Source organism: Micromonospora sp. NBRC 110038 (genome assembly GCF_020884815.1).
GTDB classification, from domain to species: domain Bacteria; phylum Actinomycetota; class Actinomycetes; order Mycobacteriales; family Micromonosporaceae; genus Micromonospora; species Micromonospora haikouensis.
The window spans coordinates 250,930-275,581 of record NZ_BBOL01000011.1 but is presented as its reverse complement, the minus strand read 5'-3'; the positions used below and the strand labels follow the sequence as shown (position 1 = coordinate 275,581).

Genomic DNA, 24,652 nt, shown 5'->3' with positions numbered 1-24,652 from the left:
GCCACGGACCCACGGCACGGGTGGGGAGGAGACCACGTGCGGCTGACCACGAGCGCCCGCCGCGGCGTCGGCGCGCTGGCGGTCCTGCTGCTGGCCGGCGCCGCCGGCTGCGGCGGCCCCGACGCCGAACCGGAGGCGGTCACCCCGACCACCGTCCGGGTGCTGGTCCGCGACATCAACATCCGGGCCGAGGGCGTGGACTGCGCCGGCACCGGACCGTACCTCTACTTCCACCACCGGGCGCCGTTCCGGGTGCTCGACCCCGACGGGGCGGCCCTGGTCACCGGGAAGCTGCCGGCGGGCACGGCGGTGGCCGCCTTCGCCGAGGACCTCGAGGTGGAGCGGGTGCCGACCTACTGCGAGTTCGCGGTGCCGGTGCAGGTGCCGCAGCGGACCGGGTACCGGCTGGAGGTGGCCGGCCGGCCGGCGCTCGACCTGACCCCGGACACCAGCGAGGGGCCGGCGCTGGTGGCGGTGGTGCCGGCGTGAGGCGGCGGCTGCTCGCGCCGCTGCTGGCGGTGCTGGTGCTGGCCGGCTGCACCGCCCGGCCGGCCGCCGAGCCCGCACCGGCGCTCGCCGGCGGCGCGTCGACGTTGCCCGGCCCGGTCCCCGCCGACCTGGCGCTGCGCCCGGCGCCCGGCACCGCGCCGGCCGCCCCCGCGTTCACCGGTGGGCTGACCGACGGCACCCCGCTCACCGCCGCCCGGCTGTGGGCCGACCGGCCGGTGGTGTTCACCTTCTTCAGCTCCTGGTGCACCACCTGCGTCGACCGGCAGGACGCGCTGAGCGACCTCGCCCGCCGCCACCGGGACCGGGTGGTCTTCGTCGGGGTGGCGGGCGCCGACCAGGCCGACGAGTTGCAGGACTACCTGCGTGCGCACCGGGTGGAGTATCCCGTCGTCGTGGACGAGCAGCAGACGATCTGGCGGTCGTACGCGGTGCGGGAGCCGCCGGCCGTCGTGCTGGTCGCCAAGGGCGGCGCGTTGCTGCGCGGGTGGCCCGGCGGGCTGGACGCGGCGGCGCTGGAGCAGCGGCTCGGGGAACTGGTGCTGGCCGGCTCCGGGTAGCCGCCCCGGGTGATGACGGCCGGCCCCCGCCGGCCCGTGCGGGCGCGGCGTCGAACCGACGGGAGGTCGACGCCGCGCCCTGCGGCGTGCCCGTGTCCTCGGACCCCCGTCACGGCCGGTGTTCGCGCTGGTGGGGGTCGGTGGATCGACGGGGGAGGCCGGTGCGGGCGACCGTCCGGCCGCTCCCCGCCGACCATCGGCAACTTTTGTTCACACGAACAAAAGTTTCTCCGTTCGAGGTCTATCTTTAGCCGCCGGCCACGGTTAGTGTCCGGTTCACGGACGTAACACGGTTGACATCACCCCTTGATCGACCAGCCATCTACCGGGCCATGCGTATTCGGCGGCGCAGGTCCTTCGACCCTCCTAGCAGGACTTCGCACGTCTCCACGGTCCGCAGGGCCGCATTCGAAAGGTGGACAATGTGAACGAGGATCAGCGCCGCATGGCCGCCGACCCCCAGTACCGCGCCCAGGTCACCCGCCGTCGGCTGCTGGCCGCGTCGGCCGGCGCCGCCGCCGTGCTCGGCGCGGCCGGCCTGCCCGTGCTCCAGACCAACGGTCCCGCCCGCGCGGATGGCAAGTGGCGGGTCGACCCGCTCATCCCGGCGCAGAACCGGGGCATCATCCTCTACAGCGTCCGGGACCGGATCTCCGCCGCCCCGGACGACAGCGGCGTGCCCTACGGCTTCGAGCGGGTGCTCGCCAGCCTGGCCGAGATGGGCTACAAGGAGATCGAGTTCGCCGGCTACAACCAGCACACCTCGATCCTGGGCCGGCAGATCACCCCGACGGAGATCCGCAAGATCCTGGACGACAACGGGCTGGTCGCCAACGGCACCCACACGTCGATCCGGGCGGACACGTTCCAGCAGCAGCTGGACATCGCCGAGGAACTCGGCATGAAGAACATCGGCACCGGCAGCGACCCGACCAACAGCGCCTACCAGTCCGACTGGGACGCCGCGGCCGACCTGTGGAACGAGCTCGGCCGGCAGGCCAAGGAGCGCAAGATGCGCCTCTACACCCACAACCACGACGTGGCCTACTCGTTCCTGCTCGACAGCGGCCCGCTGGACGCCAACGGCAAGCCCACCCGCTCCTCCGGCGTGCGCCGGCTGGAGTACTTCTTCGCCAAGACCGACCCGAAGTACGTCTTCTTCGAGTGCGACATCTACTGGGCGTACGTGGCCCGGCACAAGCACACCAAGTACATCAACTCGGCTGGCCAGGAGAAGACCTCGCTGTTCGACCCGATCCTGAACGTGGCCCGGCGCACCAAGCGGTTCCCGCTGTTCCACGCCAAGGACGGCAACCGCAACACCGCGCTGCCCAACGGCTACGAGATGATCCCGCTCGGTGAGGGCGACATCAACTTCCAGCAGTTCTTCCAGACCATCGGCGAGTCCGACTTCCACCACGCCAACTGGGAGATGGACACCGCCCCCGGCGGTGCCGCCAACCCGGGCCAGTCGCTGGACTTCGCCCGGCTGAGCTACGCCAACATGGCCGACCTGACCATCTACACCAAGGACTGACCCGCCCGCCGGCCGTCTGGGCACCGCCCGGCGGCCGCACCACCGCCGGCACCCAGGTGGCGGTCGCGTCCCCCCGACGTGACCGCCACCTCTCCCGGGGCCCGCCCCGACCGTCCGCGCCGCCCGGCGGCCCCGGACGACGACCGGGCGCGCCGCCCCCCCGTAGCCCCTCACCTCTTCCGACCCGTGACCCCGGGCCGCGCTGCCGCGCGCCCCCGGCACGGGCCCAGGCCGCACGCAGCTCCCGGTCGGCGAACCGCACGGGATCGGGACGGCGTCGTCCCGTCCCCACCGGAGAGCGAAACGCAGCACATACCACCCGGGTGGCCCCGGCGACCCGCCCGGAGCAGGCAGCACATCGTCCCCCCACCGGAGGAACCAGATGGCAAGATCGGTACACCGATGGCTCGCCGCGATCGCAGGGGTCGGGATCGTCGTCCCGCTCGCCGCGGCCGCCCCGGCGTTGGCCCAGCCGGCCCAGGACAAGACCAGCGTCCTGGTGTTCACCAAGACCGACGGTGAGCGTCACCCGTCGATCGACAAGGGCGTCAACGCGATCCGCACCCTGGGCAACGGCAACGGCTTCACCGTCGACGTCACCCAGAACTCGACCGCGTTCTCCGACGACAACCTGGCCAGCTACGGCGCGGTCGTCTTCCTCAACACCACCGGCGACGTGCTCGACAGCAGCCAGGAGGCGGCCTTCGAGCGCTACATCCGCAACGGCGGTGGCTACCTCGGCGTGCACGCCGCGGTCGAGGCGGAACCGTCGTGGACGTTCTACCGCGACATCGTCGGCACCACCGCCGCCGGCACCGCGCCGAGCGGGCCGGCGAGCATCGACGTGGCCGACCGGGCGCACCCGGCGAGCAAGCCGCTCGCCCGGCAGATCAGCCTGAACGACCAGTGGTACAACTTCACCACCAACGTCCGGGGCACCGCGCACGTGCTGGCCACGGTCGACGAGAAGACGTTCACCGGCGGCACCATGGGCTACGACCACCCGATCTCCTGGTGCAAGGACTTCCAGGGCGGCCGGTCGTTCTACACCGGGCTCGGCGACTCCGCCGACACGTACGCCAACGGCGCGTTCCGCAAGCACCTGCTCGGCGCGATCCAGTGGTCGGCCGGCATCGTCGAGGGGGACTGCGGGGCGACGGTCAAGGCCAACTACGAGAAGGTCATCCTCAACGACGAGCCGGGCGAGCCGATGACCCTGTCGGTGCTGCCCGACGGTCGGGTGCTGCACAACACCCGGGCCGGTGAGATCCGGCTGTACGACCCGAAGACCGGCGCCAGCCCGGTGATCACCACCATCCCCGTCTACCAGCACGACGAGGACGGCCTCCAGTCGGTCACCATCGGCCCGGACTTCGCCACCGACAAGTGGGTGTACGCCTACTACGCGCCGAAGCTCGACACGCCCACCACGGACGCGCCGGCGACCAGCACCGACCCGACCGCGTGGGACGTCTACAAGGGCCACAACCAGCTCTCCCGGTTCAAGTTCGTGGAGGAGCCGACCCCGCACCTGGACCTGGCCAGCGAGCAGAAGATCATGAAGGTCGACACCGACCGGGGCATCTGCTGCCACGTCGCCGGTGAGGTCAAGTTCGACGGCAAGGGGCTGCTCTACCTGGTCACCGGTGACGACACCAACGCCGGTGGCTCGGACGGCTTCACCCCGATCAACGAGTCGCCGACCCAGGGGCCGGGCTACGACGCCCAGCGGTCCGCCGGCAACACCAACGACCTGCGGGGCAAGGTGCTGCGGATCAAGGTGAAGGCGGACGGGTCGTACAGCATCCCGGCCGGCAACCTCTTCCCCGAGTCCGAGGACCGGGACAACAAGACCCGCCCGGAGATCTTCCTGATGGGTCTGCGCAACCCGTTCCGTTTCGACGTCGACTCCCGTGGCTTCGTCTACATCGGCGACTACTCGCCGGACTCGCAGGTGCCGAACCCGGCCCGGGGGCCGGAGGGCACCGGCCGGTGGATCGCCACCAACAAGGCCGGCAACTTCGGCTGGCCGTACTGCTACTCGCCGACGCTGCCGTACATCGACTACGACTTCGTCACCAAGCAGTCCAAGGGCGCGTTCAACTGCGCCGCGCCGGTGAACGACTCGCCGCGCAACACCGGCCGGCAGGTCCTCCCGCCGGTGCAGGACCCGCAGCTCAACTACACCTTCCGGGCCACCACCACCTGCGCCGAGGCGTACCTGGCCACCCCGCCCGGCACGTGTGAGTTCAAGTGGCCGGTGCTCGGCACCGGTGGCGTCGGCCCGATGGGCGGCCCGGTCTACAAGTACGACGCGGCGCTGGCCTCCGAGACCAAGTTCCCAGAGTACTACCAGGACGCAGTGGTCTTCGGGGAGTTCACCCGGGACAAGATCTTCATGATGCGCACCAACGGCAGCGGCAAGCTGGTCGGGGTGGAGCAGTTCCTGCCGGGCTTCGTCTTCGACAACCCGATGGACATGGAGTTCGGCCCGGACGGCAACCTCTACCTGCTGGAGTACGGCGACGGCTTCTTCCGGGCCAACCCGGACGCCGCGCTGTCGGTGATCCGCTACGCCAAGGGCACCCGGGCGCCGGTGGCCGAGCTGCACGCCAGCCCGACCTCCGGTCAGGCGCCGCTGACCGTGCAGTTCTCCGCCGAGGGCTCCTACGACGCGGACCCGGGTGAGACCATCACCTACGCCTGGGACTTCGACGGCAACGGCACCACCGACTCGACCCAGCGGGACGCGTCGCACACCTACACCACCAACGGGGTCTTCACCGCCAAGCTGACGGTCACCGACTCCAGCGGCAAGACGGCGGTGCTCACCCGCGAGATCACGGTGGGCAACACCGCGCCCACCGTGAAGGTCACCTCGCCGCTGTCGGGCACCTTCTTCAACTGGGGTGACACCGTGCCGTGGACGGTCACCGTGACCGACCCCGAGGACGGCCCGATCGACTGCAGCCGGGTCACGGTCTCGTTCGTGCTGGGCCACGACACCCACGGCCACGGCATGAGCGACGCCAACGGCTGCTCCGGCTCCTTCGAGACCCCGGCCGACGGCGCCGACCACGCCGGTGGCTACCTGTACGGCGCGATCAGCGCCACCTACACCGACAAGGGCGCCAACGGCCAGCCGGCGCTGTCCTCCCTCGACCAGGTGGTCCTGCAGACCTTCCGGCAGCAGGCCGAGTTCGCCCAGGTGCAGCAGGGCGTCACCCTGGCGAACACCACCGACGCCGGTGGCGGCCAGCACGTTGCCGGCATCGACAACGGCGACCACATCGCGCTCGACCCGATCAACCTGGGCGGGATCGACACGATCACCTTCCGGTACGCCGGTGGCTCCACGGCCACCGCCGGAACCCCGCGCGGCATCGTCGAGCTGCGGCTCGACTCGCCGACCGGTGAGCTGGTGACCAGCGCGACGCTCAACGCGACCACCGGCACCAGCGCCTGGGCCAGCCAGACCTTCCCGGTCAGCCAGGCGGCCGGCACGCACGCGCTCTACCTGGTCTTCAAGCCCGTCTCCGGCGGACCCACGACCAGCCTGTTCAACCTCAACTGGGTGGAGTTCGGCGGCCCGACCTCCTGACGTCACCACCCGGACGCCGGGAGGACGGAGTCTCCGTCCTCCCGGCGTCGCACCGGTACCGGGGCGGCCACCGGCACCCTGCCGGGCGGCACCCGCAGGTGCCCGACCCGGCCGGTGGCGACGGTGGCCGGCCAGGTCTGACTGACCGGCCAGTAGCCGGCCGATCGTCGATGATCTAGCGTCCCGTGCGCCCGGGGGCCACGCCCCGCCCCGGCACGCAGCGAAAACGAGGGGGGACCGTGCCGTTCCGTAACGATGCCGCCGACCGAGGGGGACAGCCCCGCCCCGACCGCCCGGGGCCGGGCGTGACCTGCCCGCCGGGCTGGCGTCCCCTGCGGGTGGCGATGATCGGCCAGAAGGGCGTGCCGGCCACCTACGGGGGGATCGAACGGCACGTCGAGGAGATGGCCAGCCGGCTGGCCGGCCTCGGCCACGAGGTGACCGTCTACTGCCGGGACAGCTACGGCGCGGTCGAGGAGACCCGGCACCGGGGCATCCGGTTACGGCGGGCCCGCACCGTGCCCAGCAAGCACCTCGACGCCATCGTGCACTCGGCCACCTCCACCGTGGCGGCGCTGACCGAGCGCCCCGACATCGTGCATTACCACGGCCTCGGCCCGGTGCTGACCGCGCCGCTGGCCCGGTACGCCTCCCGGGCCCGGGTAGTGCTCACCGTGCACGGGCTGGACAACCAGCGCGACAAGTGGGGCCGGGCGGCGCGGACCGTGCTCGGCACCGCGTACCGGCTCAGCGGGCACCTGCCCGACGCCCGGGTGACCGTCTCGCGGGGCCTGGCCGCGCACTACGCCAGCCGGTTCGGCCGGCCCGCCCGCTACATTCCCAACGGGGTGGTCGCCCCCACCCACCTGCCGCCCCGGGAACTGTCCCGGTTCGGCCTGCGCCCCGGCAACTATCTGCTGCTGGTCGGCCGGCTCGTCCCGGAGAAGGCCGCCGACCTGCTCGTGCGGGCGTTCCGTCAGCTGCCGACCGACCTGCGGCTGGCCATCGTCGGCGGTTCGGCCTTCACCGACGGGTACGTCGCCCAGCTCCGCGCCGCCGCCGGTGACGACCCGCGCATCGTGTTCACCGACTTCGTCTACGGCGACGTGCTGGCCGAGCTGTACTCGCACGCGGCGGCCTTCGTGCAGCCGTCCCGCCTGGAGGGGCTGCCGCTGACCGTGCTGGAGGCCGCCTCGTACGGCCTGCCGGTGGTGGCCAGCGACATCGAACCCCACCGCGAGATGCTCGACCGCGACGGCCCGGGGCAGCGGCTGTTCCGCGACGGCGACGTCGACGACCTGCGCCGCGCGTTGCACACGGTGACCGCCGACCTGCCTGCCGAACGGGCCGGCGCCGCGCTGCTGCGGGACCGGGTGCTCGCCGAGTACAGCTGGGATGCCGCCGCCCGTGAGCTGGAGGAACTCTACTTCTCGCTGGCTCTGCGCGCCCCCCGCCGGGGGGAACCGGACGTTGGGTCGCCCACGGTCGGCGTAACGGCCCATGTCCCCCGACCTCGGCGACCGTTAGATTAGGCCGTCCTTCCGGCCGTCGGCGGCGACCGGCAACAGTTCCCTGGAAACGAGTGGTCGGCGAGCGGTGGACGGACAGCGACACGGCACGGAGGGTGACCTCGCCCTGCCCGAGGGCGGGCGGCGCCGGTGGGCCGCCGGTGATCCGACCGCCCGCCTGCTGACCGTCGGCGCGGCCCTGCTCTGCGCCGTGGCGGCGGTCGCCGTCGGGTTGGCCGCCACCGGTGGTGGCCGGGTCGGCGCGGTGCTGCCCCTGGCGGTCCTCGCCGGGCTGGCCGTCGGCGTGCTCGCGCTGACCCGGTTCGCGGCGTACGTGCTGCTGATGCTGGCGGTCCGCTCCTGCGTCGACCTGTTCAAGCTCAGCGGCCCGACGGCCGGCCGGGCCGACGGCGCGGCGGCGACCCGGGCGATGGACCCGTCGACGATCCTCGCGGTCCTGTTCCTGCTTGCCGCCGGGCTCTGGCTCGCCGCCCAACTGCGCCAGCGGGGCCGGCTGCGCGGCTCGCCGCTCGGCGTGGCGATGCTGCTGGTCGGGGCCACCTCCCTGGTCAGCGCGGCGGGGGCCGCCCAGCCGGTGCCCAGCGCCCTGGAGGCGCTGCGGATCGGCACCGTGGTGGTGATGTTCGTGGTCCTGGAGCAACTGATGCCGGACCTGCCGGCGGTCCGCCGGGTGCTGCTCGCCGCGTACGCCTCGCTGGCGCTGGCGGTCGGCTACACCGTCGTGCTGTCCCTGCTCGGCCACCCACCGGCCGAGGTCAAGGGGGGCTTCACCCGGATCAGCGGGCCGTTCGGCCAGTCCACCACCTTCGGCCGCTACCTGATGTTCATGGTGATCTTCGGGTTCGGCATCTTCCGCTACCTGAGCCGCCGGCTCCGGCTCGGCCTCGGCGCGTTGCTCGCCGCGTCGCTGCTGTTCCTGCTGCTCACCAACACCCGCAGCGCGATCCTCGGCGCGGGGCTGGGCCTGCTGGTGGTGGCGGTGCTGCACCGCAGCCGGCGGATGCTGGTGGCGCTCTGCCTGGTCGCGGTGGCCGGGGTGGCCCTGCTGCCGAGCGTGGCGCACCGCTTCGGGCAGCTCGCCGACAGCACCGCCGTGGGCGGCGGCCCGACCGGCAACACCCTCGCCTGGCGGGTCGGCTACTGGTCGGAGATCGTGTCGCTGGCCAACCGCAACCCGGTCACCGGGATCGGCCCCAACATGACCAAGTTCGAGGCCGACGAGGCGAAGAAGCCACACAACGACTTCCTGCGCGCGTACGTGGAGACCGGGCTGGCCGGGCTGCTGGCGTACCTGGCGATGCTGGCGCTGTGTCTGCACACCGGGCTGAACGCGCTGCGCCGGGCCCCACCGGGGAGCCTCGGCCGGGGGATCGCGATCGGGTTCCTGGGCTGCGCGGTCGCCTTCGTCGCGGTCAGCGCGGCGTCCAACGTGATCTCGAACGTGGTCACCCTGTGGTACTTCGCGGCGTTCGCCGCGGCAGCCGGCGCGGTCGCCCGGGGGCTACCGGCCGAGCCGACCCGGCTGGCGACGCCCCGACCGGCGGGCACCGGGTGGCACAACCGATGAAGCAACGAGCAGTGGGGAGCGGCAGGGTGGAGATCGTCGACTATCTGCGGGTCGCGCGGCGTCGACTCTGGCTGCTGGTGGGCATTCCGCTGGTGGCCGGGGCGGCGGCCGCGCTGGTCGTCCTGCTCGGCCCGCAGCAGTACGCGGCCACCTCGTACGTCGCCGCGCCCGCCCTGGTCGGCGGCAGCGCGGCCCAGCAGTACACCGGCACCCAGGCGGCCAACCAGTTCGCGGCGGCCTTCGCCGCGGCGGTGACCTCCCCGCAGGTGGTCGACCAGGTGGCGGCCGACACCGGGGTGCCCGCCGACACGCTGCGCGGCGGGCTGGCGGTCAAGCAGGTCGGCGCGAGCAGCCAGCTCACCGTGACCTACACCGCCGCCGACCGGTCCACGGTCGACCCGGTGCTCGCCGCGACCGGCAAGCGGGCCCTGGCCTTCCTCTTCGCCAGCCAGGTCGGCATCGCCACCGACGAGGTGAAGACGGCCACCGACGAGCTGACCACCGCCACCCGGGCGATCAACGACTGGGAGAAGACCAACAAGGTCAGCCAGCCGGACAAGCTCTACCAGTCGACCCTCCAGGAGATCGCCAGCCTGCGTCAGCAGCAGTTGCAGATGCAGGCGGTCGGCAACACCCGGGGGGCCAACGCCGCCGCCGAGTCGATCAGCGCCGGGCAGAAGCGGCTCGACGGGCTCGGCCCGAAGCTGCCCGACTACCAGGCGCTGATCGCGCAACGGGACAGCGCCACCAGCGCGTTGGCCTCGGCCCGGCAGCGGCTGCAACAGGCCCGCGCCCAGTCCCAGGCCGCCGACCCGGAGAAGGTGACCAGCGTCGGCGAGGTGCAGCCGGTGTCCCGGGTGAAGGCGCTGGTCGGCCTGGTGCTCCCGGTGCTCGGCGCCGGCCTGCTGCTGGCCGTGCTGCTGGTCGCGGTGCTGGAGTGGCTGTCGCGCAGCCGCCGGGCCGGCCAGCCGTCGGCCGTCGGTCGGGCGGCTCCGGCCCCGACCGGTGGGCAGCGCGGCAGCGACGACACGGTGGTGCTGCCGGCCGTCACGGCGACCGTGCCCGAGCAGAACTCCCGGCACCGGTAGGCGGGGGTGCCGGAAGGGTCCGCGCGGGGCGACCAGCACGTCCGGGGAATGGCCCGGGGCGGTGGGCTCAACCTGCTCGGCGCCCTGCTCAGCCAGGCGGCGGTCTTCCTGATCATGCTGCTGCTGGCGCGGGTGCTGGGCATCCGGGAGGTCGGCCGGTACGCCCAGTGCTACGCGGTGCTGTCGCTGGCCGGGCTGCTGTCGCTGTCCGGGTTCCGGGCCGGCCTCACCCGGTTCGTGGCGGTGCACCTGGCCGACGCGGACGCCCCGGCGCTGCGCGGCACCATCCGGTTGGGACTGGCCGTCTCGGCCGGCTCGTCGGTCGTCCTCGCCGGGGCGCTGGCGGCGGGCGCACCCTGGCTCGCCGACCGGCTGCACGACCCGGGGCTGGTCACCGGCCTGCGGCTGGTCGCGCTCACCCTGCCCGCCTCGACGGTCTGCGAGGCGGCCCTCGCGGCGACCCGGGGCTGGCGCACCCAGCGGCCGTTCACCTTCATCGGCCAGCTCTACGAGCCGGGCGCCCGGCTGTTGCTCACCGCGCTCGCCCTGGTCACCGGGGTGGGGCTGACCGGGGCCTTCTGGGCGCTGGTGGTGGCCGGCTGGTCGGCCGCCCTGCTCGCCCTGCTGGCGCTGGGCCGGATGGTGCGCCGGGTGCCGCCGGCCCGCCCGGTGCACCGGCCGGGGGAGCTGTTCCGCTTCTCCACGGTCAGCTGGGTGTCGTCGCTGTCGTCGACCGGGCTGATCTGGGTCGACACCCTGCTGCTCGGCTTCTTCGCCAACCCGGACATCGGCGTCTACAACGTCGCCACCCGGCTCGTCACCGTCGCCATCTTCGTCCTCGCGCCGGTCAACGCCGCGTTCGGGCCGTACCTGGCGCACCTCTACCACCGGGGGGACCTCGACGACGTCCGCCGGGTCTACGCGGTGGCCACCGGCTGGGTGGTCCGGCTGTCGCTGCCGGCGTTCGTGGCGCTGCTGGTCCTCCCCGGCGACCTGCTGCGCGTCTTCGGCGGCGAGGTCGCCACCGGCGCGGCGGTGACCGTGATCCTCGCCCTCGGCCAGCTGGTCAACGCGGCCACCGGCCCGTGTGGCACGGTGCTGAACATGTCCGGCCGGGTGGCCCTCAACATGGCCGACAACCTGGTCGCCCTGCTGCTCAACGTGCTGCTCAACCTGTGGCTCATCCCGGCGTACGGGATCGTCGGCGCGGCGGCGGCGTGGAGCGCCTCGCTGATCGTGGTCAACGTCGCCCGGGTGGTGCAGGTCCGCCACCTGACCGGCGCGCTGCCGTTCACCGTCGGGATGGCCAAGGGGCTGGCCGCCGGGGTCGCCGCGCTGCTCGCCGGGCTGCTGGTGCGCTGGCTGGTGCCGGGCTGGCCGGGGCGGCCGGCCGCCGGGCTGACCGCGATCGTGGCCGTCTACCTGGGGACCGTGCTGGCACTGGGCCTCAGCCGGGAGGACGTGATGGTGCTGCGTACCTTGGCCCGCCGACGCCGTCGCGGCGGCCCGCCCGATGCCGCCGGAGACGGTCCCGCCCCGGCCGTCGACGAGGCCGGCCGGGCGGTGTCGCGGTGAGCGCGGGGCCGCGGCGGGCCACCGTGGACCGACTGCGCCGGATGGTACGCGGCACCCGCGCCTGGGCGCGGGCGGCGCGGCCCGGCCCGGTCGGCGCGCTGCCCGATTTCCTGATCATCGGCGGGCAGCGGTGCGGCACCACCTCGCTGCACCACTACCTCGCCGCGCACCCCGACGTGCGGGCCGCCACCGGCAAGGAACTCCAGTTCTTCAGCCTGCACTACGGTCGAGGGCCGCGCTGGTACCGGGCGCACTTCCCACCGGCCGCCCCCGGCCGACGCAGCTTCGAGGCCAGCCCCTACTACCTGTTCCACCCCGGCGTGCCGGCCCGGGTGGCGGCGACGCTGCCCGAGGCCCGGTTCGTGGCGCTGCTGCGCGACCCGGTCGAGCGGGCCTACTCGCACTACCTGCACACCCGCTCGTACGGGCTGGAGCCGTTGGGCTTCGCCGAGGCGCTCGCCGCCGAGCCGGGGCGGCTGGCCGCAGCGCTGGCCGACGGGCCGGACACCCCGGCGGCCCACCACGCGCTGCGCAACTTCTCCTACGCCGCCCGGGGCCGCTACGCCGAGCAGCTCGACCGGTGGTACGCCCACCTGCCCGCCGAACGGCTGCACGTGATCCGCAGCGAGGACCTGTACGCCGACCCGGCGACCGCCTACGCGGGCGTGCTGCGGTTCCTCGGGCTGGCCCCGTACACCCCGGCGGAGTTCGCCCGGCACACCCGCCGGGCGGACACCGGCCCGTCCCAGCTCACCGCCGAGTTGCGGGACGAGCTGAGTGCCGGGTTCGCCCCGCACAACGCCCGCCTCGCCGCCCTGCTCGGCTGGCCCCGCACCTGGTGAACGGCCGCCGCGTCAGCGGATCGGGGCGAGGACGCCGGCCGGGTCGCCCTTCGCGCGCAGCAGCACCGGGCTCGGCCCGATCGGCAGCGCGCCGGTGCGGGCGGCCGGGTCGGCACCGACCGGGCCGCCGGTCACCCCGGCGGTGGCCGGCAGCGACACGGTGCCCCCGGTGGTCGACCAGACCACCAGCGTGCTCTCCGCGCCCCGGCGGAAGGCCACCCCGGTCAGCCCCTTGGCGTTCACGGGTTCGACGGTCGCGTCCCGGGCCGCCGCCGCCAGGGCGGCCAGCATCGCGCCGGCCTGCCGCTGGGTGCCGTCCGGGTCGAGCAGGCCGTAGCGGACCTCCGCGCCGGCCCGGTTGTCGGGGTTGTACGCCAGCGGCAGCCAGAGCACCTCGTGGATGCCCCCGGCGACCAGCAGACTGACCACCTTGACCATCTCGTCGCCCCGGGCCGCGGCGTCGTCCGCGCCGTCCTTCCAGAACTGGCCGACCTCCCACGCCTGCACCGGCACCCCGGCCGGGGTCTCCGCGCGCAGGTAGTCCAGCAGCGCCGGCACCCCGGAGAAGTGCTCGTAGAAGTGCAGCTGCCGGACGTCAACCACCCGGTCGTCGAGCAGCTTCTCGGTGACCGCCAGGTAGGCCAGATTGCGGGAGTTCTGCGTGTTGTCCAGCGCCGCGCGCAACGCCGTCGGGTCGTTCACCGCCGGGATCAGCCGCCCCCGGGTGCCGATCCGCCGCTGGAAGTACGCCTGGTAGGCGGCGACGGCCTGGTCCGGCTGCCCGGCGCGCAACAGCCGGTCGGCCACCCCCATTCCGTACGCCACGCTGCTCATGCCCGAGTCGACCACCTTGGCCTGCGGGTCGGCCGACCGGATCGCCTCGGCGGCGGCGGTGACCAGCCGGCGGTAGTCCTCGGGGCTGCCGGCCCAGTACTGCTGCGCGTTGACCTCGTTCTCGATGGCGTACTCGCGGACCCCGTACGGGGCGTACCGCTGCACCAGGGCGCGGACGAACGCCTGGTAGGCGGCGAGGTCCCGCGGCATCGCCGACTCGGTCTTGTTGGCCTGGCCCCGGGTGAACTTCGCCGTCCCGCCGGTGGCCCAGCAGACCCCGGTGCGGATCTTCAGGTGCAGGGTGATGCCGAGCTGCCGGCTGCGCTCGGCGATCCGGTCCACCGCCGAGAAGTCCGGGCTGCCCTGGGTCTTCTCGATGTCGCACCAGCTCAGCTCGTGGTAGGTCGCCGAGCCGGAGAGCTTCTCCAGGTAGGGCACGAACTGGTCGTGGCGGGACCAGTCCCAGTGCGCGCCGAACGGGTTGCGGGCCGTCGCGCCGGCCGGTGGCGCGCCGGTGGCACCGGCCGACGGGGTGGCCGCCGACGGGCCGGTCGCCGACGGGGCCGGGCGGGGGGCGGGATCGTCCGAACAGGCCGCCCCGGCGACCAGGGCGGCCAGCAGCACCCCGGCGAGCAGCACCCGCCGCCCGGTCCGGCGGCTCACCGGTAGCCCAGTTCGCGCAGGGTGGCACCGGAGAAGATCCGGACCAGCACCCGCAGGAAGGGGTCCAGTTCACGGCGGTAGGTGCCGACCCGGGAGCCGTAGATCGGGGCGTCGGTGCCGGCGGCGGCCCGCCGACGGTCCGCCTCGGCGGTGTACTTGCCCGCCACGTCGTGCTGTTTGCCGTCGTAGTCGAGCACGCCCGCCTCCCAGGGTTCGCCGAGGAACTCGAACAGGGCACGCATGGCCTTCTCCGGGTCGGTGACCGCCTCCTCGTAGCGCAGTTCGTGGTAGCGGTCGGCCGGCAGCCGGGCCCCGGAGGCACGGGCGATGCGGATGTAGCGCGGCCACTTCACCACGCACTTCACCGCCGACCAGTAGCCGAACCGCTTGCGGTGCGACACCACCACGTCCCGGCCGTCCCGCACGACGTGCACGAACTGCGCGTCGGGGAAGACTTCGGCCAGGAAGTCGATGGACAGCGCGTAGAGCGGCGTCTTGTCGGCCCAGCGGGTCTTTCCCCGGGACCGGGCGTAGTCGGCCTGGATGCCGCCGAAGAAGTCGGCGATGCGGCCCAGCCAGTATTCCCGGGGGAACCCGAAGCGGGCCAGCCGCTCCCAGTCCCGCCCGACGATGCGCTGCATGTCGGCCAGGAACCGGGTCTCCGGGCCGCAGCTGACCCGGGAGTGCGAGTCCAGCACCAGCCGCAGCATCGTGGTGCCGGACCGCTGGCAGCCGACCAGGAAGATCGGCCCCCGGGCCGCCCCCGCCGCCGGGGTGTGCGGTTCAGCCATGGTCCACCACCTCCTGCCGGCCGGCCGCCGCGTCCAGCCGCTCGGCCAGGGTGGTGCAGAGCGCCCGTACCCGGGCGTCGATCTCCAGCCGGGGCCGCGCCGGGGTGCGCGCGCCGACGTGCGCGTGCAGCACCGGGTCGTACGGCAGGTCGAGGAAGGCGCACAGCCGCCGGGTGGACCCCGCCGGGTCGGCGACCAGCAGGTCGTACGAGCAGAGCAGGGTGTCCGGGCGGTCGGCCAGGCCGAGGGAGAAGTACAACGAGTTGCGCACGTACCAGAACAGGGCGGCGGCGGTGTGCGGGGTCATCCGGTCGTAGTCGAAGCCGGCGACCAGGTCCCGCATCGGCGCGTCCAGGCGCTGCCCCTGCCAGCGGTCCCCGATCGTGCCGTCGGCGATCGCCCGCAGCGCCCGCAGGTTGGCGTCGCCGAACTTCGCCACCTCGGAGCGGGCCCGGTCGTCGACGTCCCGGTACGCCCACAGCGCGCGCCCCGGCGCGACCCCGGCCAGGTCGAGCAGCTCGTCCACCCGGTGCGTGTCGCACAGCGGCTTGACCAGCACGTACCGGTGCCGGCTGCGCCGGATGACGGCGGCCAGCACCGGGTCGGGGCGCAACCGGAAGCGGTGGAACACGGCCCGGTCGTTCTCGTTGCGGACCTCCACCGACGGGTCGGCGTCCAGCCCCCGGGTCAGCATGTTGGTGCCGGAGCGTTGCAGGCCCACCAGGTAGACCGGGACGGCCCGGCCGGGCGGCCCGGGATGGGCCCGCCGCCAGCGCCACTTCGCCAGCGCGGTGCGGGCCCGGTCGACCGGGTCGAGCCGGTCCTCCTCGATCAGCCGCCGGACGCCCTCGGTGCGCGCCCAGCGCAGGTGCCGGCGGACCCGTCGGGCGGTGTACGCCAGCGCCGAGGGCTCGTCGGGGTGGGGCACCGGGTCCTCCTCGGGCACGTCAGGCGGGGTGGGGCACACGGTACCGGCAGATCATCACGGGTGGCCACGTGGCCGTGTGGTCGACCGGCGATGGGCCGTGTGGTCAGCTTGGGGATCATGAGCTGGACTCACGACGTGGCTGGTGCATACGGTGGGGCCCCTGGTCACCGCTGCCGTCCGGGGCGACCACCCCACCCCTGGACCCCGACGAACCGCAGCAGCCACCCCCGGAGCGGGCCGATGCGTGTCCTCCATGTCAACAAGTTCCTCTACCGGCGCGGCGGCGCCGAGGGCTACCTGCTCGACGTCGCCGAGCTGCAACGGGGCGACGGCGACGAGGTGGCCTTCTTCGGCATGACCCACCCGGACAACGACGCCCCCACCCCGTACGCCCGGCACTTCCCGTCCCGGGTGGAGCTGGACCCGGCGCCGCGTGGCGCGGGCCCCCGGGCGGCGGCGGCGGCCCGGATGATCTGGTCGCCGGCCAGCCGGCGGGGCCTGGCCCGGGTGCTCGACGAGTTCCGGCCCGACGTGGTCCACCTGCACAACATCTACCACCAGCTCTCCCCGTCGGTGCTGGCCGCGGTGCGGGCCGCCCGGGTGCCGGCGGTGATGACCCTGCACGACTACAAGCTGGCCTGCCCCAGCTACCAGATGCTCGACCGGGGGGCGGTCTGCGACGCCTGCGTGACCGGCGGTCCGCTGCGCGCGGCCCGTCGCCGCTGCAAGGACGGTTCGTTCGGGGCCAGCTCGCTGCTGGCCGTCGAGTCCTGGCTGCACCGCACCACCCGGGCGTACGGGCCGGTGCAGGCGTTCGTCAGCCCCAGCCGGTTCCTGGCCGACGTGATGCGCCGGGCCGGTGTCTTCCCCGACCGGATGCACGTGGTGTCGCACTTCGTCGACGTCGCCGCGACGGCGGTGAAGGCGGCCCCCGGCGGGCCGGTGGTCTTCGCCGGCCGGCTGGCCCCGGAGAAGGGCGTCGACGTGCTCATCGAGGCGCTCACCCGACTGCCCGACGACGTCGTGCTGGAGGTGGCCGGGGACGGCCCGGCCCGCGACGGGCTGACCGAGCTGGCCCGGCGGCGGGCCCCCGGCCGGGTCCGGTTCCACGGCCGGCTGGACAAGGCCCGGCTGCACGAGCTGGTCCGCTCGGCCACGGTGGTGGCGGTGCCGTCCCGGTGGAACGAGAACCAGCCGATGGCGGTGCTGGAGGCGTACGGCTGCGGGGTGCCGGTGGTCGCCTCCGACCTGGGCGGGCTGCCCGAGCTGGTCACCGCCGGGGTGGACGGCGAGGTGGTGCCCGCCGACGATCCGGTCGCGCTGGCCGCCGGGCTGGCCCGGGTGCTGGCCGACCCGCAGCGGGCGTACCGGATGGGGCGGGCCGGCCGGGCGCGGGTGGAGCGGGACTTCTCCCCGCAGGCGCACCTGACCCGGTTGCGGGAGGTCTACGCGACCGCCGCGCGGACCGTGCGGGAGCCGGCGTGAACCCGCCGGTGCGGGTGCTCTACCTGGCCGGCAGCGGACGCAGCGGCAGCACCCTGGTCACCACCGTGCTGGGCCAGTACGACGGGGTCTTCGCCGCCGGGGAGCTGCGCTACCTGTGGCAGCGCGGCGAGGTGGAGAACCGGCCGTGCGGCTGCGGCCGGCCGCTGCGGGACTGCCCGCTGTGGCGTGCGGTGACCCAAGAACTGCCGGTGGAGCGGGCTGCCACGATCGCCGCCGGACTGCGGGGCCGGCTGCGGATGCGCGGGCTGCCGGCGCTGCTGCGCCGCCACCGGCGGGGGATCCGGCCGGTGCCCGCGCACCCCGACGACGCGGCGCTGGCCGACCTGTACGCGGCCGTGGCCCGGCACACCGGGGCCCGGGTGGTGGTCGACTCGTCGAAACTGCCCCCGTACGGCGCGCTGGTCGGCGCGCTGCCCGGCATCGACCTGCGGGTGCTGCACCTGGTCCGCGACCCCCGGGCCACTGCCTTCTCCTGGCGTCGTCGCCGGGGGCTCGACGGCGACACCGACCCGGAGCTGATGAGCCGGCCGCCGGCATGGAAGGCGGCCCTGCTCTGGCTGGTGTGGAACACCGTGACCGTCCGGCTGTGGGGTGACCGCGCCCCGGAGGGCTACCTGCGCGTGCGCTACGAGGACCTGACCGCCGACCCGGAGCCGACGCTGCGCCGGATCGCCGCCTTCGCCGGGGTCGACCCCGACGGCGGCCCGTTCACCGGCCCGGCGACGGTCCGGCTGACGCCGACGCACTCGGTGGCCGGCAACCCGTCCCGGCACCGGACCGGCCCGGTGCCGATCACCGCCGACGTGCAGTGGCGGCGCGACCTGTCCCGCTGGTCGTACGCGCTGGTCACCGCGCTGACCGCGGCGGGGCTGCGCCGGTTCGGCTACCCGTGGCGGCGCGGCGGCCCGGGCCCGGCGGGGGCCGACCGGCCGGCGGGGGACGGGCGGCCCACGCAGGGTGGGCCGCCTGCGGCCGGTGGGCGGCCGGTGGGCGTCGGGCGGTCGGGGCCGGCCCGGCACGAGGAGGGCTGAGCGATGTTGGCGGTGGTGGTGGGCACCGGGCGGTGCGGGTCGACCCTGGTGCAGGAGCTGTTGTCCCGGCACCCCGGGGTCGGGTTCGTCTCCGGCGTCGACGACAAGCTGTCCCGGCTCAACCTGACCGGCCGGCTCAACGGCCCGCTGTACCGGCGGTCGGCACCGCGTCCGGCGGGCATGACGTCGCTGCGGCACAGCCGCCGGCTGCTGGAGAAGGGCCGGCTGCGGGTCGCCCCGTCGGAGGCGTACCACCTGCTGGACCGGCACGTGCTTGCCGGGTTCTCCCGCCCGTGCCGGGACCTGACCGCCGAGGATCTCACCCCGTACCTGCGGCGGCGGCTGCGCGCCTTCTTCGACGCCCGGATCGCCCGGCAGGGCTGCCGGCTGCTGCTGCACCACGTGACCGGTTGGCCGAGGACCGGATTCCTGCGGGCCGGCTACCCGGAGCTGCGGGTGGTCAACGTGGTCCGCGACGGCCGGGCGGTGACCAACTCCTGGCTCCAGATGGGCTGGTGGGACGGCTGGCGCGGGCCGGACAACTGGTTCCTCGGCCCACTGCCGACCGACCTGCGCCGGGAGTGGGAGGAGTACGACAGGTCGTTCCCGGTGCTCGCCGCGCTGGGCTGGAAGATGCTGATGGACTCCTTCGCCGAGGCCCGCGCGGCGCACCCCGAGGCGCAGTGGCTCGACGTGCGCTACGAGGACCTGCTCGCCGACCCGCGCGGCGAGGTGGCCCGGATGCTCGACTTCCTCGGCCTGGACTGGTCGTCGGCGTTCGAGAAGGGCTTCGGACGGTACCGGTTCCACGCCGGTCGGCAGGCGGCCTACCACGAGGAGTTGGGCGACGCGCAGCTCGCCGCCGTGGAACGGGTGCTGGACAAGCCGCTGCGGCAGTGGGGCTACCGGGACTGACCGGCGCGGCACACCGCCGTCGGGCGTCGTCGCGTCGGCGTCGTCGGAGCGGCGCGGGCAAAGTTCCTACAGGTGCAGGTGGTGGTGCCGGTCGGTCGGCCCATAGCGTGCCGGGTCTCGGGACAATAAAGGAGACTGCATGGCTGCAATGGGAACACCCCTTCGCGCCGGGGCGGCCGTACTGTCCGCGGTGCTGCTCGCCGCCCTGGGCGCGGCGCCACGGGCGGTGGCGGCGTCGGACGCACCGGCGATCGTGGTCCAGGACGGGGTCACCCAGCCGGTGTTCGGCTACGCCGACGCCATCCGGGAACGCCTGTTCATCGACTCCACCTTCGACAGCGACAACGACGGTCTGCGCGACATCATCGCGTTCGACCTGATGCGACCGGCGGCCACCGCGAACGGGCTCAAGGTGCCGGTCATCATGGACGCCAGCCCCTACTACTCGACGGTCTGCCGGGGCAACGAGTCCGAGTGCAAGGCCGACCTGGACGGCGACGGCCTGCTCGACAGGTGGCCGCTGTTCTACGACAACTACTTCGTGCCGCGCGGCTACGCGGTGATCCTGCTGGACATGGTGGGCACCAACAACTCCACCGGCTGCCCCACCACCAACGCCAACCAGGACAACCTCAGCGCCAAGCAGGCGATCAACTGGCTCAACGGCCGGGCCACCGCGCGCAACGCGGCCGGCCAGGTGGTCACCGCCGACTGGCACAACGGCAAGTCGGGCATGATCGGCAAGTCGTACGACGGCTCGCTGGCCATGGCGACGGCGGTGACCGGCGTCAAGGGCCTGACCACGGTGGTGCCGATCAGCGGTCCCACCGAGTACTACGACTACGTGCGCAGCAACGGGGTGGTCACCCGGGGCAACAGCTACGTGGCGTCGCTGGCCAACACGGTCACCAACCCGGAGCGGCGGGACTACTGCAAGCCGGTGCGCGACGCGATGGCCGCCGCCGACGGCGACGAGCACGGCGACTACACCGCCTTCTGGAACGAGCGCAGCTACGTCAAGAAGGTCCCCAACATGACCGCCAGCGTGCTGCTCTACCACGGTCTCAACGACGACAACGTCCGCCCGGACCACTTCAGCAAGTTCTGGTACGCCCTGGCGGAGAACAACATCCCGCGCAAGCTGTGGCTCTCCCAGGAGGGGCACGTAGACCCGTTCGACTCGCGCCGCGCGGTCTGGGTGTCCACCCTCCACCGGTGGTTCGACTTCTGGCTGCACGGGGTGGCCAACGGGATCATGGACGAGCCCCGGGTCGACCTGGAGCGTGCCGCCGACGTGTGGGAGACCCACGCCGACTGGCCGATCCCCGGCAAGGCCGACACCGAGGTGTTCCTCCAGCCCGGCACCACCGGGGCCGGCGGCCTGAAGCTGGTGCCGACCGCCAAGCCGGCGACCGGCGCGTTCCAGGACAGTCGTACCCAGAGCCAGAACACCATGATCCTCAACCCGGACACGGTGCAGCCGAACCGGCTGGCGTTCCTGTCCGCGCCGCTGACCGCGCCCCTGCACATCTCGGGCACGCCGACGGTGCAGCTGCGGGCCTCGGCCGACCAGACCGACACCAACTTCGGGGCGATCCTGGTCGACTACGGCACCGACGAGCGGGTGGCGCACCGGGCCTCCGGCGAGGGCATCATCACCCTGACCACGGAGGACTGCTGGGGGCTGAACAGCCCGACCGACGACGGCTGCTACAAGCAGACCGCCAAGCGGGTCGCCACGGCCGACTACGAGCTGGTCACCAAGGGCATCATGGACGCCCAGAACCGGCAGTCCATCCGCACCGCCGTGCCGCTGGTGGTGGGGGAGTCGTACAACTTCACCTTCCCGCTGCTGCCGGAGGACTACGTCTTCAAGCCGGGCCACCGGATCGGCGTGATCATCGTGGCCAGCTACCCGCAGTACTCCAGCCAGGCGGACACCACCGCCGCGAACATCACGGTCGCCCTGAAGAGCAGCAAGATCGTTCTTCCGGTGGTCGGCGGCACCACCGCCGCCCACGCGGCCGGTCTCTGACCGGTCCCCGGGTGGCCGCCGGCGCAGTGCTGCGCCGGCGGCCACCCGGCCAGGTCACCCGTGGGGGTCCCCGTCGCGTACGACGTCACCGTCGGCGAGGGAGGGCTGAGCAAGCACCTATTGACAAACATTGTTAACAATCGGACCCTGCTGAGAGAGCGCTCTCCCATCCCGTCTCCAGCGAGGTGTCGCCATGCGTCTCCGAAGAAGGCTGCTTGCCGCCGCGTCCGCACTGCTCGCCGGTCTCGCGGCCGTCGTCGTCGCCACGCCCGCCCACGCGGTCGGACCGGCGTTGCTGCCCGTCACCGTCACCAACACCACCGGCCGCAGCGACGCGGTCTACCTCTATGTCATCGGCGTCCAGCTGTCCACCGGCCGGCTCGGCTACGTCACCTCCGGCGGCGCCTTCGCGCCGTGGACCGGCGGGCAGATCCCGCCGTCGCCCGCGCCGGACGTCTCCATACCGGGCCCCGGCAACGGCGGCAGCACCACCATCCAGTTCCCCCGTGGCTTCTCCGGCCGGGTCTACTTCGCCCTCGGGCAGAAGCTGAAGTTCTTCCTCACCCCGGACGGGCTGGTGCAGCCCGCGCCCTGGGCGGCCGGTGACGCGAACCGCGACATCCTCTTCGACTGGAGCGAGTTCACCTACAACGACTCCGGCCTGTGGCTCAACAGTTCTCAGGTCGACATGTTTGCGATCCCGCACGCGGTCACCGTGACCGGCGCCAACGGCGTCACCAAGCGCACCGGCGACGTGGTGGCCAACGGCCGCAACGCGGTCATCGACGGGATCCGGGCGCAGCCGGGCTGGGCCAACACCGTCCACACCCGCTCCGACGGGACCGTGCTGCGCGTCCTGGCTCCGGGCAAGGCGGCCGGGGCCGGCCTGCTGAGCACCACCTACCTGGACTCCTACGTCGCCTCCGCGTGGAACGCGTACACCACGAAGACCCTGACCGTGGTGCCCTTCGCCGACCAGCCGGCCATCAGGTACTACGGCCGCACGTCGGGCAACACCATGACCTTCACCAACGGCAGCGGCCAGGTGGTCGCCTCCTTCAACCGGCCCTCCTCGGCCAGCGTCTGGGGCTGCGACGGCGACCTGCCCGCGCCGAACGACCAGGTGGTCGGCCCGATCTCGCGTACGCTCTGCGCCGCGCTCAACCGGGGCACGCTCGGCACCATCGACACCCAGCCCACCACCAACGCCGCCGACTTCTACCGCAACAACCCCACCAACCAGTACGCCCGCCTGATCCACGCCAACATGACCGACGGCCGGGCATACGCCTTCGCCTTCGACGACGTCGGCGGATTCGAGTCGCTGGTGCACGACGGCGACCCACGTTCGGCCGGACTGATCCTCAGCCCGTTCACCGGTGGCACCGGCAACCCGGCCACCGGGGTGCCCGTGGTCAGCACCTGGAACAACAAGTGCATCGACGTGCCGAGCTCCAACTTCGTCGACCGCGCGCCGTTGCAGATGTGGAACTGCAACAACACCAACGCGCAGAAGTGGCTCTTCAGCGGCACGGCCCTGAAGAGCCAGAACAACAAGTGCATGGACATCGACGCGGGGTCGACAGCGAACGGAGCGGTGGTGCAGCTCTACACCTGCAACGGCACCGGCGCCCAGGAGTTCACCCTGAACGCGGCCGGAGACCTGGTCAACCTTCAGGCCAACAAGTGCGTCGACATCAAGGACGCGAACGGCAGCGACGGCGCGAGGCTCCAGCTCTGGGACTGCGCCGGAACGGCCAACCAGAAGTGGCGCACGGGCTGACCGGCCAATGCGACGGGGGCGGGGGCGCGAGCCGCCCCCGCCCCGCCCGCTGGGTCTCCGGGCCGGTCACCGTCTCAGCCCGGAGCCCGCACGGGTCCGGTCCCCGGTCCAGGCCGCTTCGAGGATCGCGGTCAGGCTGGCGGTGTCGGTCGGGCCCGGATGGTTCTGGATCAGGCGGGTGACGCCACCGGCCATCTCGGCGAAGCGCGGGAGGTCGGCGCGGGCCACGCCGATGTCCGCCAGGGTGGCAGGGATGCCGATGTCGGCGAGGAGCCCGCCGAGCCAGGTGAGGAACGCGTCCGCGGCCTCGGCGTCCGAGGCGTCGGCCACGTCGAGCCCGCACGCCCCGGCGAGGACGGCCAGCCGGTCGACGATGGCATCCCTGGCCGCGTCCAGCGCGTACGGCAGCAGCAGCCCGACGCCCAGGCCGTGCGGCGTGTGCGTGGCCGCGCCGATCGGGTACTGGAGGGCGTGCGGGGCCGCGTTGCCCGCGTGGGAGAAGGCGAGCCCGGCGAGCATGGACCCGTAGGACATGTCCGCGCGCGCGTCCGTGTCGCCGCCGTCCCGGACGGCACGACGCAGGCTGCGGGCGATCCGTTCGGCGGCCCTGAGCGCGTAGTGGTCGGTGACCGGGTTGCGGCCGAGGAACACCTGCTCCACCGGGTCGCGTGGTGCGTGCGCCCGGGGCCGCGCGGTGTAGCTCTCCACCGCGTGGCAGAAGGCGTCGATGCCGGAGTGGGCGGTGACGGTCGCGGGGCAGGTGTAGGTGAGTTCGGGGTCGACGATGGCGAAGTCGGGCACGATGTGGACGCTGGAGACCCCCACCTTCAGCGCGCGGTCCGGGTCGGTCAACACCGAGACGGGGGTGAGCTCGGAGCCGGTGCCGGACGTCGTCGGGACCGCGACGAGAGGAAACGTCGGCCCCGGCACCTTCGACTCGCCGTAGAAGTCGCGTGGCGACCCACCGTGGCGCCGGATGACGCCGACGATCTTGGCGAGGTCGATCACCGTGCCGCCGCCGATGGCGAGGATGACGTCGGCGTCCACCTCGGCGGCGGCCGAGACGGCCAGGTCGACATCGGTGAGTGGCACGTCCGGGGTCGCGTCGGAGAACACCGCGACGGCCTCGACCTTCTCCCGCACGGCGGCCACGATCTCGGCCACGCCCGGCTGCCCCAGGAGAATCCGGTCGGTCACGATCAGGACCCGCGAGCCGCTCTCGGCCACCACTCGTGGGATGTTCTGCGCGACCCCTTCGCCCACGATCAGCTGGCGTGGTCCGCGGACGGTCTCAAGCATGTCGGTGCCTCTCCGGAACGTCGGCGGCGATGTGCTGGGCGGGCGTCCGGGTCACCTGCGG

18 protein-coding genes are annotated in these 24,652 nt (G+C 73.2%); 14 read left to right on the top strand and 4 right to left on the bottom strand.

The window, feature by feature from the left end:
- The first annotated feature begins 36 nt into the window (after window positions 1-36).
- The 9 genes from LPU61_RS29465 to LPU61_RS29425 all read left to right on the top strand — a co-directional run bounded on the left by LPU61_RS29465 (window position 37) and on the right by LPU61_RS29425 (window position 12,806).
- Window positions 37-489: a hypothetical protein gene (locus LPU61_RS29465; RefSeq protein ID WP_229406777.1), complete on the top strand. Its 453-nt coding sequence runs from the start codon at window positions 37-39 to the stop codon at window positions 487-489.
- Window positions 486-1,067 (top strand): TlpA disulfide reductase family protein, encoded by a 582-nt coding sequence (locus tag LPU61_RS29460; protein WP_229406776.1) that lies wholly within the window; start codon window positions 486-488, stop codon window positions 1,065-1,067. The genes LPU61_RS29465 and LPU61_RS29460 overlap by 4 nt, the downstream gene beginning before the upstream one ends.
- A 424-nt stretch (window positions 1,068-1,491) precedes the next feature.
- A complete protein-coding gene (locus LPU61_RS29455) occupies window positions 1,492-2,604 on the top strand; it encodes a sugar phosphate isomerase/epimerase (RefSeq protein WP_229406775.1) in 1,113 nt (370 codons plus the stop codon).
- 382 nt (window positions 2,605-2,986) lie between these two features.
- Complete coding sequence (locus tag LPU61_RS29450) at window positions 2,987-6,205, top strand: ThuA domain-containing protein (protein ID WP_229406774.1); 3,219 nt, start codon at window positions 2,987-2,989, stop codon at window positions 6,203-6,205.
- 305 nt (window positions 6,206-6,510) lie between these two features.
- Window positions 6,511-7,737, top strand: coding sequence for a glycosyltransferase family 4 protein (locus LPU61_RS29445; RefSeq protein ID WP_229406773.1), 1,227 nt, complete (start codon window positions 6,511-6,513; stop codon window positions 7,735-7,737).
- Between the two features lie 64 nt (window positions 7,738-7,801).
- Window positions 7,802-9,301: an O-antigen ligase gene (locus tag LPU61_RS29440; protein ID WP_043967772.1), complete on the top strand. Its 1,500-nt coding sequence runs from the start codon at window positions 7,802-7,804 to the stop codon at window positions 9,299-9,301.
- Window positions 9,302-9,327: 26 nt separating this feature from the next.
- Window positions 9,328-10,389, top strand: a complete 1,062-nt coding sequence (locus tag LPU61_RS29435; RefSeq protein ID WP_229406772.1) for a Wzz/FepE/Etk N-terminal domain-containing protein — start codon at window positions 9,328-9,330, stop codon at window positions 10,387-10,389.
- Window positions 10,390-10,395: 6 nt separating this feature from the next.
- Window positions 10,396-11,964 carry an oligosaccharide flippase family protein gene (locus LPU61_RS29430; protein WP_229406771.1) on the top strand — a complete coding sequence of 523 codons (1,569 nt, stop codon included), beginning with the start codon at window positions 10,396-10,398 and terminating at the stop codon, window positions 11,962-11,964.
- Entirely contained in the window at window positions 11,961-12,806 is an 846-nt protein-coding gene (locus tag LPU61_RS29425; protein WP_229406770.1) for a sulfotransferase, read from the top strand. Before LPU61_RS29430 ends, LPU61_RS29425 begins: the two co-directional genes overlap by 4 nt.
- A gap of 12 nt (window positions 12,807-12,818) precedes the next feature.
- On the opposite strand, the gene LPU61_RS29420 is transcribed toward LPU61_RS29425, so the two are convergent.
- Genes LPU61_RS29420 through LPU61_RS29410 form a run of 3 tightly spaced genes read right to left on the bottom strand, consistent with a single transcriptional unit; the run spans window position 12,819 to window position 16,022 of the window.
- Complete coding sequence (locus LPU61_RS29420; RefSeq protein WP_229406769.1) at window positions 12,819-14,303, bottom strand: hypothetical protein; 1,485 nt, start codon at window positions 14,301-14,303, stop codon at window positions 12,819-12,821.
- On the bottom strand, window positions 14,300-15,094 hold the full coding sequence (locus tag LPU61_RS29415) for a sulfotransferase (protein ID WP_043967782.1): 795 nt from the start codon (window positions 15,092-15,094) through the stop codon (window positions 14,300-14,302). The genes LPU61_RS29420 and LPU61_RS29415 overlap by 4 nt, the downstream gene beginning before the upstream one ends.
- Window positions 15,087-16,022 carry a sulfotransferase gene (locus LPU61_RS29410; RefSeq protein ID WP_229406768.1) on the bottom strand — a complete coding sequence of 312 codons (936 nt, stop codon included), beginning with the start codon at window positions 16,020-16,022 and terminating at the stop codon, window positions 15,087-15,089. The genes LPU61_RS29415 and LPU61_RS29410 overlap by 8 nt, the downstream gene beginning before the upstream one ends.
- A gap of 240 nt (window positions 16,023-16,262) precedes the next feature.
- Between LPU61_RS29410 and LPU61_RS29405 the strand changes: the two genes are divergently transcribed.
- The 5 genes from LPU61_RS29405 (at window position 16,263) to LPU61_RS29385 (ending at window position 23,292) form a co-directional block, all read left to right on the top strand.
- Complete coding sequence (locus tag LPU61_RS29405; RefSeq protein ID WP_043967785.1) at window positions 16,263-17,507, top strand: glycosyltransferase; 1,245 nt, start codon at window positions 16,263-16,265, stop codon at window positions 17,505-17,507.
- A complete protein-coding gene (locus LPU61_RS29400) occupies window positions 17,504-18,559 on the top strand; it encodes a sulfotransferase (RefSeq protein ID WP_229406767.1) in 1,056 nt (351 codons plus the stop codon). The genes LPU61_RS29405 and LPU61_RS29400 overlap by 4 nt, the downstream gene beginning before the upstream one ends.
- Window positions 18,560-18,562: 3 nt before the next feature.
- Window positions 18,563-19,474 carry a sulfotransferase gene (locus LPU61_RS29395; protein ID WP_229406766.1) on the top strand — a complete coding sequence of 304 codons (912 nt, stop codon included), beginning with the start codon at window positions 18,563-18,565 and terminating at the stop codon, window positions 19,472-19,474.
- 148 nt (window positions 19,475-19,622) lie between these two features.
- A complete protein-coding gene (locus LPU61_RS29390; RefSeq protein WP_043967789.1) occupies window positions 19,623-21,509 on the top strand; it encodes a CocE/NonD family hydrolase in 1,887 nt (628 codons plus the stop codon).
- A gap of 193 nt (window positions 21,510-21,702) precedes the next feature.
- Window positions 21,703-23,292, top strand: coding sequence for a beta-1,3-glucanase family protein (locus LPU61_RS29385; protein WP_043967791.1), 1,590 nt, complete (start codon window positions 21,703-21,705; stop codon window positions 23,290-23,292).
- A gap of 66 nt (window positions 23,293-23,358) precedes the next feature.
- On the opposite strand, the gene LPU61_RS29380 is transcribed toward LPU61_RS29385, so the two are convergent.
- Window positions 23,359-24,591, bottom strand: a complete 1,233-nt coding sequence (locus LPU61_RS29380; protein WP_229406765.1) for an iron-containing alcohol dehydrogenase — start codon at window positions 24,589-24,591, stop codon at window positions 23,359-23,361.
- Window positions 24,592-24,652 lie beyond the last annotated feature (61 nt).

Coding starts and splice junctions, on each gene's coding strand:
- LPU61_RS29385 (WP_043967791.1), top strand. CDS start 21,703: ATGCGTCTCCGAAGAAGGCTGCTTGCCGCCGCGTCCGCACTGCTCGCC.
- LPU61_RS29405 (WP_043967785.1), top strand. CDS start 16,263: ATGCGTGTCCTCCATGTCAACAAGTTCCTCTACCGGCGCGGCGGCGCC.
- LPU61_RS29380 (WP_229406765.1), bottom strand. CDS start 24,591: ATGCTTGAGACCGTCCGCGGACCACGCCAGCTGATCGTGGGCGAAGGG.
- LPU61_RS29390 (WP_043967789.1), top strand. CDS start 19,623: ATGGGAACACCCCTTCGCGCCGGGGCGGCCGTACTGTCCGCGGTGCTG.
- LPU61_RS29450 (WP_229406774.1), top strand. CDS start 2,987: ATGGCAAGATCGGTACACCGATGGCTCGCCGCGATCGCAGGGGTCGGG.
- LPU61_RS29395 (WP_229406766.1), top strand. CDS start 18,563: ATGTTGGCGGTGGTGGTGGGCACCGGGCGGTGCGGGTCGACCCTGGTG.
- LPU61_RS29415 (WP_043967782.1), bottom strand. CDS start 15,094: ATGGCTGAACCGCACACCCCGGCGGCGGGGGCGGCCCGGGGGCCGATC.